The organism is Streptomyces cyaneus (assembly GCF_004028635.1).
GTDB lineage: Bacteria > Actinomycetota > Actinomycetes > Streptomycetales > Streptomycetaceae > Streptomyces > Streptomyces cyaneus.
In genome coordinates, this window is sequence record NZ_RQJW01000005.1 from 593,100 (window position 1) to 605,587 (window position 12,488).

Here is a 12,488-nt window from a genome sequence, read left to right on the forward strand (position 1 = left end):
GCTGACTCACACCGACGGCGTCGCCGTCCGGGCCCATGTCTCGAACTCCGTGACGACCGCGTCGGCGAGCCGTCTCGCGTCGTTCGGGCGCAGGTTGCACACCGCGGTGAGCGTGAACGCGTCCGCCGCCTGCGCCAGGGCGAAGCTGACCGTGCCCGGGTGCTGCAGGGGCGGCAGCCCGACCGTGCGCACGAGCCGACGGTCCTGGAAGGTGCTCGATCCGCCGGGCCACTTCATGGCCGTGGTCGCGGTCGCCGCGAAGCAGGAGTTCCGACCGCGATCGGCCAGGAGCCTGGTCACCCAGGGGCCCGTCCGGCGTGCCGCTTCCGCAGCCGGGAACAGCACGGTGGCGTGCACCGCGGCCCGGTCGGGGACGGTGGCCATCGCGGCCTGACACGCCCGCAGCCGCGCCACGGGCCCCTCCACGTCGACGGGCAACGGAACCCGAACAACGGTGAGCGTGTTCCCGAGTTCCCTCGGGTTCGACCGGGTGCGCAGATCGCACGGTACGGCCGTGTACACGGGCTCGTCCCGCTGCCGCCACCGCCGTACCGGACCGTACTGGGCCCGCAGTGCCCCGGCCACCGCACCCACGAGCAGTTCGTTCAACGTCGCGCCCCGGCCGTCGGAGGGCTGCCGGCGCGCGGACCGAACCGTGTGCGCGGGCAGTTCGCTCACCGCGACCGAGGCATACGTCTGCTCCGGTGACCGCATCGGAAGGGCCTGCCCCGCGGCCGCCATCACCCTGAGCTCCCTGCCCGCAGCCCGCAGCCCGGTACGCGACAGCGGCGCCGACCGGCCCGACTCACGGGCCTGAACAGGGCTGTCCATCAGCAAGCGCATCAACGTCGCCAGGGAGCGCCCGTCCAGCAGCACATGCTGAGCCACGAGCGCCAGAGCGAAGTCGCCGCCGTGCGCCGCGTCCGGGACCACGAAGAGCCGCCACGGCGGCACACCACCGACGAGTGGCCGGTCCACACTCTGCGCCCACAGGTCGTCCAACTTGTTGCTCGCCACGGTGACATGCACAGCCGGATCGAACGGTCCCGGTACGGCCCACCGCACACGCCCCGGCCGCACCGTCCCGGCGTTGCCCGGTGACCGGTCGAGCACACAGTTCATCCGCTCCAGGCCCGTCCACCGCTCGGCGACCCGTGCCCGCACCTGAGCCACATCGGGCTGCTCACCGGCGAAGACCGCCGCCAGTCCGATGACTCCCGGACACCCGTTGAGCAGCAACATCTCGTCGGCACAGGACAGTCTCATGCGATAGGTCGCCATCCTCTTCCTTTGCTGTCCGCCGCCGTCGGGCTCCGACCTCACAGTCCGACGCCCGCCCCGTGGTGGAGCGGGCGTCGGGCCTAACGCTTCACGCGGGCTACTTCACCGCGCTGTTGCAGCCCATGTCCGAACCGAGGTGGCTGGGCTGCGCACCCGGCGACCCTTCGCCGTTCAGCAGGTTGCCCGCCAGGCCGTTGGCGAGGCCGACGCTGCCGAGGATGTCGATGTTCATGTCGTGCGAGCGGCACTCGATGCCCTGCGTGATGTCGAGGTCGTGGGCCCCGCCCTCACCGTGCGCGAAGGCGGTGCCGACGCCGAGGGAACCGACACTGCCGAGGACGGCGCCCAGGAGGGCGACCTTCTGAAGCTTGTGCATTACTTCTCCGTTGGTCTAGCGGATGTGCTGTGCAGCAGATCGAGTTGGGACGGTGGATACGTACGGAAAGACCCTCAGCGGAAAGGCCCCTCAGCCGACCCGGGGCAGCCCCAACTGGCCCACGGGAGGCGCCGCGACCTGGCCGAGGCCGAGCCCGGGAACCTGCGGTGCGCTCGCCGGCGACAGCAGCGGGTTGATGAGCGGGTTCACCTGGGGGTTGACCTGCGGGCTGACCTGCGGCGCGACACGCGGCGGGGGCTCCGGGTTGAAGACCTGAGGCGCGTTGACCTGCGGAGCGACCTGCGGCATGACCTGCGGCGCTGTCTGCGGGGTGACCTGCGGCACGACCTGAGATACCGGCGACTGCTGCGGGGCGGCCTGCTGCTGGGCGTGCGGCGCGCTGGAGGCCTGCGCGGCGCCGCCCGACGAGGCCGAGGCGGAGGCGTAGTGCGGGGCGGGCGCCGGAGCGGGCGCCGGAGCCGGGGCAGGCGCCGGGGCGGGGGCGGGCGCGGGGGCCGGAGCGGGCGCCGGGGCCTGGTACTGAGGCGCCGGCTGCGGAGCCGCGGCCTGCGCGACACCCGTCGAACGAGCCTCGGCGACGGCATGCTGAGGTGCCTGGTATTGGGGGGCGGGGGCCGCGTACTGGGGCGGCGCGTACTGCGGCGCGGGTGCCGGGGCGTACTGAGGTGGCGCGTACTGCGGAGGGGGCGCCGGGGCCGCGTACTGCGGCGGCGCGTAATACGGAGCAGGCGCCGGGGCGTACTGAGGCGCCGGGTACTCGGGGGCAGGCGCCGGGGCACCGCTGTACCCCGGGGGATAGTAGTCGGCGGCCTCGCTGACGCCGGCGCCGATGGCGGTCAGACCGCCGGCCGCTGCTACGACGAGCGCGGCCTTGTGAAGCTTGCGCATGGAACCCTCGGCCCTTCATTACCTGTGCAGGGAAATCCGTTGTATTTCAGTGCAATCTTGCGTGCGCTCAGTCTGATATTCGTACTGCGCCCTTACAGGGGTAATGCCTGAGCTGTCATGTGGACTTCACGCCGGAGCCGGCAGCAGATCCCGTGCCCTCTCTCTGACTTCCTGATCGCTGCCCTCTCTCAGCTGGCAACGACATTTGTCCGGCCAGGTCACGGGATCTAAAAGGCCGTCACTCAATTGCCATCGATCGGATAACCGGTTCTCCGGACTTGTCACCCCGACAAGGAAAGCGAATGGGTGACCACACCCTCACCCACGTGACCGGACCCGCACTTATCTCGTTCCGCACAGGGCCAGAGCGATGGCCCATCGCAGCCGTAGGGCAGCAGAAAAGCAAAAGCTGCACCGACTCATAGCATTTCCATACGTTCCATGCACAGGTCAATGAAGGGCCGAGGTTCCATGCGCAAGCTTCACCAGGTCGCGCTCGTCGTCGCAGCAGCCAGTGGTCTGTCCGCCATCGGCGTCGGCCCCAGCGTCGCCGACGCTCCCGTCGGGTACGGCGGTGCCGCTCCGGCTCCCGCGCCACGGCCGGACGCCCAGGCCGCCACGTGGACCCGCTCGCAGGCCAGTGTCCAGACCTCCAACGCCCCGGCCCCGCACCGGCAGGTGGCGGCACCCCCTCAGCGGGGCGCCGAGGTCAGCCCGCAGCTCAACCCCCAGCTGAGCCCGCAGATCAACCCGCAGATCTCCCCTCAGCCGGCCTCGCAGGAAGCCCCGCTGCACAACTCCAACCTCTTCCGCCCGTACCAGGAGTGCAGCCCGCAGTCCTTGCTCAACGCCGCTGTCCCGGTCGCCGTACTCGCCGCCGCCGAGAACCGTGGCATCGACTGCCACCAGGCCAACAGCCAGGCGAACGCCGTCGCCAGCGCCCGCTCCACCAGCTAGCGCGCACTTCAGCCGCAGATCGACGTCGTGCGCTGATCACGTCGAGCGACCCGAGAAGATCCGACGAAGGCTCAGCGGGCGGCGCCGGACGCACCGTTGCCCCGAGGGCAGCAAGTCCGGCCGTCCGCCTGAGCACGCAAAACGGCAGCCGATCAACGGCGCGGTGCGAACGCTCCCCGCAGCGCGCACGGCTCCCGCGCGAACCCCAACTACCCGCGCACACGCGGCATCCACTGCACGATCCCGAGACGCGCGCTCCCGTCGCCGCGAACCGGCCACACCTTGCCGCCACTCTCAACGAGCGGCCGTGACCCGTACTTTCTCGAGGATCGTCCCTCCTGGACAAGGGCCCGCTCGCGCGCAATGCGGCTTCCGGGTGCTTCCACCACGAGAGCACGAACACCGGCGCGTCGTCGGGACATTTACGGATATTTCTTATTAACTCCCGTAACTGTACGAAGTCGATCTCTCACGGATCGCACCCACCTCACTCCACCGGAGATGACATGCACAAGCTTCGCAAGGCTGCCGTCCTGGTCGTCGCCCTCGGCAGCGTCGGGCTTCTGGGCGCCGGCACCGCCACCGCGCACGGCAACGACGGGCACGGCGGCAAGGGCGGAGACAAGTTCAGCGTCCTGCAGAGCTCCAACTGCAAGTCGCACGACCTGAACCTCGACGTCCTCGGCCAGGTCGGCATCCTCAACGGCCTGCTGGGCAACGGCCTCAACGGCGAGGGCAACGCCGGTGGCCAGGACACCCACCTCGGCTCGACCATGGGCTGCAACAACAGCGCCTTCTAAGAGCCTGACGGGTCGCACAGGCGGCCGACGACGGGAAACAGGTCCCGGTACCGAGCCTCAGGCACGGTACCGGGACCCCCTTTTTTTGTGTTGATATTCAACGCGCAGTCAGCATTTCCCGGCCATCGGCCAAGGTGGTGAGACTTTTCCGAATTCGGCGTGCCGCCGATTACTTTGGATTACGTCCTATTAGCCTCCGTAACCGTACGAAGTCGATCTGAAATAGATCGCACCACTCCACTCCACCGGAGATGACATGCACAAGCTTCGCAAGGCTGCCGTCCTGGTCGCCGCCCTCGGCAGCGTCGGGCTCCTGACCGCCGGCGCCGCACACGCCGACCAGGGCGGCTGGGGCTCGAAGAGCGGAGGCAGGAGCAATTCGAGCCTCAGCATCCTGCAGAGCACGACCTGCCGGTCGCACGACGCCAACGTCGACGTCCTCGGCCAGGTCGGCATCGCCAACGGTCTGGGTGGCAACCTGCTGAACGGCGAGGGCAACCCCGGCACGCAGGAGACCTCCCTGGGCTCGTCGATGGGCTGCAACAACGCCGTCGGCAAGTGAGGTAAGCCAAGTCCTTCTCCCGGTGCCCCGGCCGCACAGGCCGGGGCACCGGGCTTTTGTTCGGCAGCCCGTCGCCCCAGAAAGCCGAAATGCCGGATCGGGAGAACCCCGGTCCGGCATTCGCCGATCACGCCCCTCAGAACTTGATCTTCGGCATCTTGAACCCCTTGGGCAATTTCGCCTCGTTGGAGCACTCCACAACCGGCCCGGACTTCACGTCCCCACCATTCAAGAAGTTCCCTTCGGGATGCACGAAGCGCGGCCGCTCGATCGTCTCGCAGGCCTGCTTCTGCTTGACGACATACTTGCCACGCTTGCCCTTGTGGACGACCTCGCTCTTCTTGATGCAGACGATGTCGCCCTGTTCGGAGATCGTGCAGTCACCCTTGGGGTCATCGGCGTAAGCCGGCGCGGCACCGCTGTAGAGCACGGCGAGAGCGCCGAGGAGCCCCGAGACGGCTGCGATCCTCTGTCGACCGATCATGTGCTGCCTTCCTTTGCAAATCGAGGCCCGAACGCCTGTGCCGCCGATCGGCACGCGCCCGAGCCTGGGAGAAAGTCGAAATACGATTGGGTGCAGCCCGGCCGCGCACCCTGATGGGTCTGCTGCGCGTCCGGGCTGCTTTGCTAAGGGTGTTGTCCAGCACACCGTTGACCACGGTGTTCCGAGGGAAGTCGATGCGCCTGTCGCGACGTTGCCGTCACAACGACAACCGCAGTGCCCTGAAACTCGCGCACCGGCCCCTCGACATTTCCTTACTGAGCCGCGGTCGGAGCGGCGTACTCGCCGTAGCCGTATTCCGGAGCGGCGACGGTCTTGGGAGCGACCTCCGGAGCAGCCTGCGGAGCGGCCTCCGTGGTGGCCGCGGGCGCGGCGGCGGGCGCGGCGGCGGGGGCGGCAGCGGGGGCGGCAGCGGGGGCAGCGTACGACTTGTCGTCCGGGTGACCACCCCACGTGGCCACCGCGTTGGCAGTCGAGGTGGCCACCGCGGTGGCGTTCTGACCGCCCCAGTCGCCCTCACCGGCGAAGGCGGCACCCGCACCGGCACCGAAGGACAGCCCTGCAACCGCCGCAGCTACGACCGCAACGCGCTGAAACCTGCGCATAGTTTGACCCTTTCTTCCCGGGCACGAGGCCCTGGTTGACTACTTAGTGTGAGCATATACATGCGAACCGTAGCAATTTGGGATCTTCGACCCTTCTCTGTGTCGTGTCGGCTCATGCCAAGGAACCCTTCCGTCCGCTTCGCCATGGACGTGAAAGGCACTGTTCTCCCTTGAGAGAAACGACAGTTCCCCGAGGGCGAGTCACGGGCAGCGCGCAGCGGTCACCCGTTTGCCGACGCAGCGTCCATGGACACGAAAGCGGCGGATGGCCGGACCAGGTCGCGCTGGTCCGGCCATCCGCCGCTTGAAGACAGGGAAGTCGGGAGGTTCCGCCCCGGAGCTCAGATGGGCAATCCGAGCTGGCTCAAACGGGGTTCAAAGCTGTTGTTGTCGCTCTGGGGCACCAACGGCTCGGGCGCCTCGTGGGCGCAGGTGATCTCGGGACCGACCCGAACGCGCCCAGGGTTCAGCAGGCCGGCCGCGGGCAAGGTCACCGGCTGCGTCGGCTGGCAGGTCACCGACCGGCGCAGGGAGATGTCCTCGCCCTCCTTCGTTTCACCCACGATCCGCTGGGTGCAGATGATGTTGCCCTGAGCGTCGGCGCCACAGACGCCCGGCAGCGCCGCGGCGTAAGCCTGGCCGACGCCGATCCAGGTCATGGCGAGGCCTCCGAGAAGCCCCGAGACGGCCGCGATCTTCTTTCCGTTGAACATGTCCTGCGTCTCCTTTGTGAGGGGTGCCCCGGGTGCCGTGCACCGCGAACTGCCGCGGTAGGCCCCGGGGATGTCGGAGAGGCGGGCCCCGGCGTCCGACTCGTGTCCAGGACGCGCGGGGCCGCATTGCTTACGAAGTGAAGGACTGACCTGAAGTGAAGTGAAGGACCGACCTGCTGGAGGGCGCTGGTGCCACAACCCCTGCCCGAGCCGAGGGCTTCAGGGCATCGAGGTTCAGGTCGTGCGCGCGCAACCACTCATCGACGCGCCGGAGTTCACTGCCATCGCGCCCGTACGCGAACGGGCCCCTTCGGGGGGTGACCCCGAAGGGGCCCGCGGAAGGCGTCGCGCACGACTACGCCGCCGACCTCAGCCAGTGAAAGCGTTGTTGAACTGACCGCAGGTGGTGTCGAAGGTCTCGGAGAGACCGAGCACGGCAATCGGGACGTCGGTCGCGGCCACCGTCTGCGGGCTGCACTCCTGGTAGGGGCGGTAGAGGTCGGTGCTCGCCGTGTAGGCGACGCCGGTGCCCGCACCGACGGCGGACAGGCTGCCGGCCGCCGCGGCGACGATCATGACCTGGTGAAGCTTGCGCATGGAACCCTCGGTTTTCATTACCAATACATTGAGGCTGATTGCCTACTGTGACTGAACGAACACTAGCAGTAGCGACAGCGTTCCATGCCGGTGCATGTCCCGTGTCCGAGGGGGGAGATGGGTGCACGCAGCGTTGCCGACGGGTGACGGAAACAAAACAAACCCGGCCTGGTGCAGGCCGGGTTGTCGATGTGGGTGGAGCCCCCTGTCGGATTCGAACCGACGACCTGCTGTTTACAAGACAGCCGCTCTGGACCAGCTGAGCTAAGGAGGCCTGCACGCGCTGTCACGCACGCGCCCGTGCAGTGTACCCAGGTTCCGAGTGGGCCCTGTCGAAAATTTCCGCGAAGTTCACATGCCTCCAGGTACTGACAGATCAGGCGAACGCCAGGTACCGTCCAGAGCCAGTCCGCACATGTGGACTAAACCAACCACCTTCCTACAACGGATCGTCCGGCACGTTCCTGCCGGTAGAAGGGGGCCCATTCACCATGGCCACTGTCTCGTTCGACAAGGCGACCCGGATCTACCCGGGTACCGAGAAGCCCGCCGTGGACGCGCTCGACATCCACATCGAGGACGGAGAGTTCCTCGTTCTGGTCGGCCCGTCCGGCTGCGGCAAGTCCACCTCGCTCCGCATGCTGGCGGGGCTCGAGGACGTCAACGCCGGCGCCATCCGCATCGGTGACCGCGACGTCACGCACCTGCCGCCGAAGGACCGGGACATCGCCATGGTGTTCCAGAACTACGCGCTGTACCCGCACATGACCGTCGCCGACAACATGGGCTTCGCGCTCAAGATCGCCGGCGTGCCGAAGGCAGAGATCAAGCAGAAGGTCGAGGACGCGGCGAAGATCCTCGACCTCACCGACTACCTCGGCCGCAAGCCGAAGGCCCTCTCCGGTGGTCAGCGTCAGCGTGTCGCCATGGGTCGCGCCATCGTGCGTGAGCCGCAGGTCTTCCTCATGGACGAGCCGCTGTCCAACCTGGACGCCAAGCTCCGCGTGTCGACCCGTACGCAGATCGCGTCGCTGCAGCGCCGTCTCGGCATCACCACCGTCTACGTCACTCACGACCAGGTCGAGGCCATGACGATGGGCGACCGCGTGGCGGTCCTCAAGGACGGTCTGCTCCAGCAGATCGACACCCCGCGCAACATGTACGACCGCCCGGCCAACCTCTTCGTCGCCGGCTTCATCGGCTCCCCGGCCATGAACCTGGTCGAGGTCCCGATCACCGACGGCGGCGTGAAGTTCGGCAACTCCGTCGTCCCGGTCGACCGTGACGCGCTCGCCGCCGCCACCGACAAGACCGTGACCGTCGGCGTCCGTCCCGAGCACTTCGACGTGGCCGGCTCCGAGTCGGAGCAGGGCCTCGCGGTCACCGTGAACGTGGTCGAGGAGCTGGGCGCCGACGCGTACGTCTACGGCACCGCCAAGGTCGGCGAGGACTCCAAGGACCTCGTCGTCCGCGTCAGCGGCCGTGCCGTCCCGGAGAAGGGCAGCACGCTGCACATCGTCCCGCGCTCCGGCGAGACCCACGTGTTCTCGACCTCCACGGGTGCGCGGCTCTCCGACTGAGAACGCGCTTCAGGGCAGGTACAGGCAGCACAACCCCGGGTAATTCACCCAGGTTGACGAAGAGGGCCCCGCAGATGCCTGCGGGGCCCTTCTCGTTGTCGACAAATACCCCGGCAGATCGGTCATTTCGAGCACTGTGCGTCAACGCACCGCCGAGAAATGGGCCCGCTCCGTCCCCCAAACCGGTGACCGAATGTCGCCATGTCAGCACCGAACGCTACTCTCACTCGCGTGAAGCACTCCACCACCCAACAGACACGACGCGGCCACCGGGGCCCCGCCCGCCAGCTCGGCCGCACTCTCGCCCTCGTCCTGCCCGTCGTCCTGGTGCTCTCCGGGACCCTCGCGGTCACCCGGGTCAACTGGTCGGGGGACCCCTCGGACTCGGTGCTCACCGCGACCGACGTCACGAGCGCGGGCGCGAAGAACACCGCCCCGCGTGCTCCGCAGGACGTGCTGCGCGACCAGCTCCTGACCGAGCTGCAGGCGAAGAACCCGGGCGTCGCCCTCACCCACCTCCAGCAGGCCGTCGACGAGCGCCCGTCCCTGGGCCGGCACTGCGCCTCGATCGCCCGCGCCCTCGGCCGCGCCGCGGTGCGCATGTACGGTCCGACGCGTGCGCAGTCGTACGCGCGGCCCGTCTGCGACACCGCCTTCGCTTCGGGGGTGGCAGCGGCGCACAGCTAGCCCGGTTGATTAAGGAACGGTTGCAGGCGAATGCCGCGAGCGGGGCGCCGCGTACAGTTCGGGCATGACTGATCCGAACGCCGCGTCCCGCCCCGTTCAAGCCGTCATTCTGGCCGGTGGCCAGGGTTCTCGGCTGCGTCCTTACACCGACGACCGGCCCAAGCCGATGGTCGAGATCCCCGGTACGGGGACGCCGATCATCGGCCACCAGCTCGCCTGGCTCGCCGAGGAGGGCGTGACGGACGTGGTGGTCAGCTGTGGGCACCTTGCCGAGGTGCTGCAGGACTGGCTGAAGTCAGCCGATCTTCCGGTCCGTGTCACGACCGTCGTCGAGACGGAGCCGCTCGGGCGAGGTGGCGGCCTGAAGTACGCGGCCGCGCATCTTCCGCACCCCGAGAAGGCCTGGTACGCCACCAACGGCGACATCTGGACCCGCTTCTCGCTGCGCGACATGGCGGACTTCCACACCGAGCGCGACGCGGTCGCGACGCTGGCCCTCGCCCGGCCCCGTATCCCGTGGGGTGCGGTGAAGACGGACGGCTTCGGCCACATCACGGACTTCATCGAGGCCCCGCCGTCGACGTTCGAGATCAACGCGGGCGTCTACGTCTTCTCGCCCGGGTTCGCCTCCCTCCTCCCCGAACGCGGCGACCACGAACGCACCACGTTCCCCCACCTGGCCCGGGAACGCCGCCTGGCCGGCTTCCCGATCCCCCAGGGGGCGTACTGGCGAGCCATCGACACGGCGAAGGACCTGACGGAGGCGGCGAAGGAACTGGCGGCTCTGGGGCGCTGAGAGCTCCGCGTGGGGGTGCGCGTGGATGCCTGCGGCGGCCCGTTGCCGTTCGGTGGGGGTGCGCGTAGCGCCCAGGGTTCGGTGGGTGGGTCGGGGACGTGTCGGGGGGTGTCCGTCCTCGGACCGGCGGCCGCCTTAAGCCAAAAGGTCCCGCGTGTTGACGCCGGCCACTGCGGGCGGACACCCCCCGACACGTCCCCTTCCCGCCGTGGGCGGGCGCGGGCCCGTGGGGGTACAGCCATCCACCGCCCGTCAGGCCGCGGGCAGTCGTGCCGCTGGGGCGGCACGACGATGGGCCCCGGACGGATTCGCGTCCGGGGCCCATCGTCGTCGGGGGGCTTGTCAGCCGGTGGGTTTGGGGCCGAGTAGGTCGTCCACCGGTCCGTTCATCCCAACAGGCCACCTACCAGGCCAGGTTCGTCGGGTGAGCCGCCGCCCGTTGAGCCGCCGCTGGAGGAGGGGCCGCCGGAGGTCGGGCCGGTGCTGGTGCTGGGGGCCTCGTCGGTCGGGGTGGACTGCTGGGGCGGGGCCTGGCCCGCCGTGCCCTGCGTCTGGCTGGGCATACCAGCGCCCGCCGTGCCCGCGTCGCTGGTGGCGCCCGGCGTGGTCGCGGCGCCCGCGCTGGGGCTGGCCGTGCCCGACGTGGCGCCCTGGGTGGGCGAGTTGGAGGCCGACGGCGTCCTCTTGTGCCGCTTGTCGGGCTCCTGCGGGAGCGGGGAGCCGGGCAGTTCGTTGCGCGGCGCCTCGCCGGGGCCGGGGACGACGACGCGGTCGGCGTCGCGGACCGCACCGCCGAGGACGGAGCCGATGAGGAGGGTGAGGCCGGTGACGATCGCGGTGACGAGGGCGCCGCGACGCAGGACGTAGCTGCGGAGCTCCCAGATGTCGGAGCGGGGGCCGAGGCGCCGCCAGGCCATGCCGGCGAGGCGGCCGTCGATGGAGTAGACGGGCGCGCCGGCGATGATCAGCGGGGACCACGCGGCGAGATAGATGATGTCGGGGGCGTCGTAGGCAGGGACGCTCTTCCAGCTGACGGTGACCAGCAGCGCGGCGGACAGCAGCGCACCGACGACCGCGGCGACCCGCTGCCAGCACCCCAGGACCGTGAGGACGCCCACGATGACCTGGAAGAAGGCGATGACCAGGCCGGAGCCGACCGGGTGCTCGAGTGCGAACTGGCGAAGGGGTTCGGCGACTTCCCAGGGGTGCAGGGTGTTGAGCCACTTCACCATCGAGCCGCGCTTGCCGCCGTCGAAGTAGACGGGGTCGCAGAGCTTGCCCATGCCGGCGTAGATGGAGATGAAGCCGAGGAAGACGCGGAGGGGGAGGAGGACGACGCCGAGGTTCATGCGGCGGCCGGGGTAGTAGGCGTGCCGCGCGGGGTCGTCGCCGCCGGGCCGCTTGAGTGGCGCGGCGGCCCCGTCCGCCGTGTCGGGCTCGTCGAACTCCTCGTCTTCGTAGGGGAGTTCCTCGTAAGGGAGTTCCTCGTCGTATGCGCTTTCGACCGTGCGCATGTTCGGCAGCAGCCGGGCCTCGACGGACTCGTGGGTGCGCTGCGGGCCGACGATCGGGGTTTCGACGGTCTGCGTCAAGTCGTCGTCGTAGCCGCCCTCGTAGCCCCGGTCATAGCCGCCGACCTCGACGCGCGGGATGACCTGGGTGCCCCCGGCACCGGGAAGCGGTTCGTCGCCGTGGCGGACGCTGCCGTCCCGCACGGCCTGGAGCAGGCGGTGGGCTCCGGTGTCGTCGGGCGCGGACGTGCCGTTCCAGACGGCGACCCGGCGGCGGGCGCCGGTGGCCGCGCCCGCTCTGCCGGCCGCGTTGGTGACGGGGATGCGGGTGGTGTCCTCGGTGGCGCTCAGGTGCCGTGCGATCCGCGGGGACTGGGCGCGCCGCGTCGACGTGCCCAACAGCACGCGGAAGCTCGCGTGATTGACGATGATCTGCGCCGGATCGCTCGGCACCTTCACCATGCTCAGCGCGGGAGCGTCGTCGTATCCCGACGAGCGGTCCCCCGTGGGTGTGCGGGGTGTTCTGGTGTCCACACTCAACTAACCGAGTGACGTGTGGTTAGGACACTGCCTTGACCGGTCCGATCTGTCCGGACCCCGTCAAGGATGCGC

14 protein-coding genes and 1 tRNA gene are annotated in these 12,488 nt (G+C 69.2%); 6 read left to right on the forward strand and 9 right to left on the reverse strand.

Going from position 1 to position 12,488, the window contains the following annotated elements; translation table 11 throughout:
- Positions 1-6: 6 nt before the first annotated feature.
- The 3 genes from EHO50_RS21295 to EHO50_RS21305 form a co-directional block, all read right to left on the reverse strand.
- Positions 7-1,266 (reverse strand): WS/DGAT domain-containing protein, encoded by a 1,260-nt coding sequence (locus EHO50_RS21295; RefSeq protein ID WP_246101296.1) that lies wholly within the window; start codon positions 1,264-1,266, stop codon positions 7-9.
- 112 nt (positions 1,267-1,378) lie between these two features.
- The gene (locus tag EHO50_RS21300; RefSeq protein ID WP_128432117.1) at positions 1,379-1,657 is read right to left on the reverse strand and encodes a hypothetical protein; all 279 of its coding nucleotides are present in this window, start codon (positions 1,655-1,657) and stop codon (positions 1,379-1,381) included.
- 90 nt (positions 1,658-1,747) lie between these two features.
- A complete protein-coding gene (locus EHO50_RS21305) occupies positions 1,748-2,566 on the reverse strand; it encodes a hypothetical protein (RefSeq protein WP_128432120.1) in 819 nt (272 codons plus the stop codon).
- Between the two features lie 471 nt (positions 2,567-3,037).
- Here EHO50_RS21305 and EHO50_RS21310 point away from each other — a divergent pair, with 471 nt between their 5' ends.
- The 3 genes from EHO50_RS21310 (at position 3,038) to EHO50_RS21320 (ending at position 4,885) form a co-directional block, all read left to right on the forward strand.
- Positions 3,038-3,523, forward strand: a complete 486-nt coding sequence (locus EHO50_RS21310) for a hypothetical protein (RefSeq protein WP_128432123.1) — start codon at positions 3,038-3,040, stop codon at positions 3,521-3,523.
- A 506-nt stretch (positions 3,524-4,029) separates the two neighbouring features.
- Positions 4,030-4,323, forward strand: coding sequence for a hypothetical protein (locus EHO50_RS21315; protein WP_128432125.1), 294 nt, complete (start codon positions 4,030-4,032; stop codon positions 4,321-4,323).
- Between the two features lie 256 nt (positions 4,324-4,579).
- Positions 4,580-4,885 (forward strand): hypothetical protein, encoded by a 306-nt coding sequence (locus EHO50_RS21320; RefSeq protein ID WP_128432128.1) that lies wholly within the window; start codon positions 4,580-4,582, stop codon positions 4,883-4,885.
- A 136-nt stretch (positions 4,886-5,021) separates the two neighbouring features.
- Here EHO50_RS21320 and EHO50_RS21325 read toward each other — a convergent pair whose 3' ends face one another.
- The 5 genes from EHO50_RS21325 to EHO50_RS21345 form a co-directional block, all read right to left on the reverse strand.
- Positions 5,022-5,369: a hypothetical protein gene (locus tag EHO50_RS21325; RefSeq protein WP_246101299.1), complete on the reverse strand. Its 348-nt coding sequence runs from the start codon at positions 5,367-5,369 to the stop codon at positions 5,022-5,024.
- A 272-nt stretch (positions 5,370-5,641) separates the two neighbouring features.
- Entirely contained in the window at positions 5,642-5,992 is a 351-nt protein-coding gene (locus tag EHO50_RS21330) for a hypothetical protein (protein WP_128432131.1), read from the reverse strand.
- 341 nt (positions 5,993-6,333) lie between these two features.
- The gene (locus EHO50_RS21335) at positions 6,334-6,705 is read right to left on the reverse strand and encodes a hypothetical protein (protein WP_181449667.1); all 372 of its coding nucleotides are present in this window, start codon (positions 6,703-6,705) and stop codon (positions 6,334-6,336) included.
- A gap of 369 nt (positions 6,706-7,074) precedes the next feature.
- Complete coding sequence (locus EHO50_RS21340) at positions 7,075-7,302, reverse strand: hypothetical protein (RefSeq protein WP_128432133.1); 228 nt, start codon at positions 7,300-7,302, stop codon at positions 7,075-7,077.
- Between the two features lie 196 nt (positions 7,303-7,498).
- A tRNA-Thr gene (locus EHO50_RS21345) sits at positions 7,499-7,576 on the reverse strand.
- 217 nt (positions 7,577-7,793) lie between these two features.
- On the opposite strand from EHO50_RS21345, the gene EHO50_RS21350 reads away from it, so the two are divergent.
- The 3 genes from EHO50_RS21350 to EHO50_RS21360 all read left to right on the forward strand — a co-directional run bounded on the left by EHO50_RS21350 (position 7,794) and on the right by EHO50_RS21360 (position 10,365).
- A complete protein-coding gene (locus tag EHO50_RS21350; RefSeq protein ID WP_128432136.1) occupies positions 7,794-8,882 on the forward strand; it encodes an ABC transporter ATP-binding protein in 1,089 nt (362 codons plus the stop codon).
- Positions 8,883-9,113: 231 nt separating this feature from the next.
- Positions 9,114-9,569, forward strand: coding sequence for a hypothetical protein (locus EHO50_RS21355; RefSeq protein ID WP_128432138.1), 456 nt, complete (start codon positions 9,114-9,116; stop codon positions 9,567-9,569).
- A 64-nt stretch (positions 9,570-9,633) separates the two neighbouring features.
- Positions 9,634-10,365 carry a nucleotidyltransferase family protein gene (locus EHO50_RS21360; protein ID WP_128432141.1) on the forward strand — a complete coding sequence of 244 codons (732 nt, stop codon included), beginning with the start codon at positions 9,634-9,636 and terminating at the stop codon, positions 10,363-10,365.
- Between the two features lie 386 nt (positions 10,366-10,751).
- Here the strand turns inward: EHO50_RS21360 and EHO50_RS21365 are convergent, their stop codons facing one another.
- On the reverse strand, positions 10,752-12,410 hold the full coding sequence (locus EHO50_RS21365) for a DoxX family protein (protein ID WP_128432582.1): 1,659 nt from the start codon (positions 12,408-12,410) through the stop codon (positions 10,752-10,754).
- Between the last annotated feature and the right edge of the window lie 78 nt (positions 12,411-12,488).

What these genes read in the sequence shown, in the direction of transcription:
- EHO50_RS21295 (WP_246101296.1), bottom strand. Translation starts at nt 1,266, where the DNA reads ATGAGACTGTCCTGTGCCGACGAGATGTTGCTGCTCAACGGGTGTCCG.
- EHO50_RS21300 (WP_128432117.1), bottom strand. Translation starts at nt 1,657, where the DNA reads ATGCACAAGCTTCAGAAGGTCGCCCTCCTGGGCGCCGTCCTCGGCAGT.
- EHO50_RS21305 (WP_128432120.1), bottom strand. Translation starts at nt 2,566, where the DNA reads ATGCGCAAGCTTCACAAGGCCGCGCTCGTCGTAGCAGCGGCCGGCGGT.
- EHO50_RS21310 (WP_128432123.1), top strand. Translation starts at nt 3,038, where the DNA reads ATGCGCAAGCTTCACCAGGTCGCGCTCGTCGTCGCAGCAGCCAGTGGT.
- EHO50_RS21315 (WP_128432125.1), top strand. Translation starts at nt 4,030, where the DNA reads ATGCACAAGCTTCGCAAGGCTGCCGTCCTGGTCGTCGCCCTCGGCAGC.
- EHO50_RS21320 (WP_128432128.1), top strand. Translation starts at nt 4,580, where the DNA reads ATGCACAAGCTTCGCAAGGCTGCCGTCCTGGTCGCCGCCCTCGGCAGC.
- EHO50_RS21325 (WP_246101299.1), bottom strand. Translation starts at nt 5,369, where the DNA reads ATGATCGGTCGACAGAGGATCGCAGCCGTCTCGGGGCTCCTCGGCGCT.
- EHO50_RS21330 (WP_128432131.1), bottom strand. Translation starts at nt 5,992, where the DNA reads ATGCGCAGGTTTCAGCGCGTTGCGGTCGTAGCTGCGGCGGTTGCAGGG.
- EHO50_RS21335 (WP_181449667.1), bottom strand. Translation starts at nt 6,705, where the DNA reads ATGTTCAACGGAAAGAAGATCGCGGCCGTCTCGGGGCTTCTCGGAGGC.
- EHO50_RS21340 (WP_128432133.1), bottom strand. Translation starts at nt 7,302, where the DNA reads ATGCGCAAGCTTCACCAGGTCATGATCGTCGCCGCGGCGGCCGGCAGC.
- EHO50_RS21350 (WP_128432136.1), top strand. Translation starts at nt 7,794, where the DNA reads ATGGCCACTGTCTCGTTCGACAAGGCGACCCGGATCTACCCGGGTACC.
- EHO50_RS21360 (WP_128432141.1), top strand. Translation starts at nt 9,634, where the DNA reads ATGACTGATCCGAACGCCGCGTCCCGCCCCGTTCAAGCCGTCATTCTG.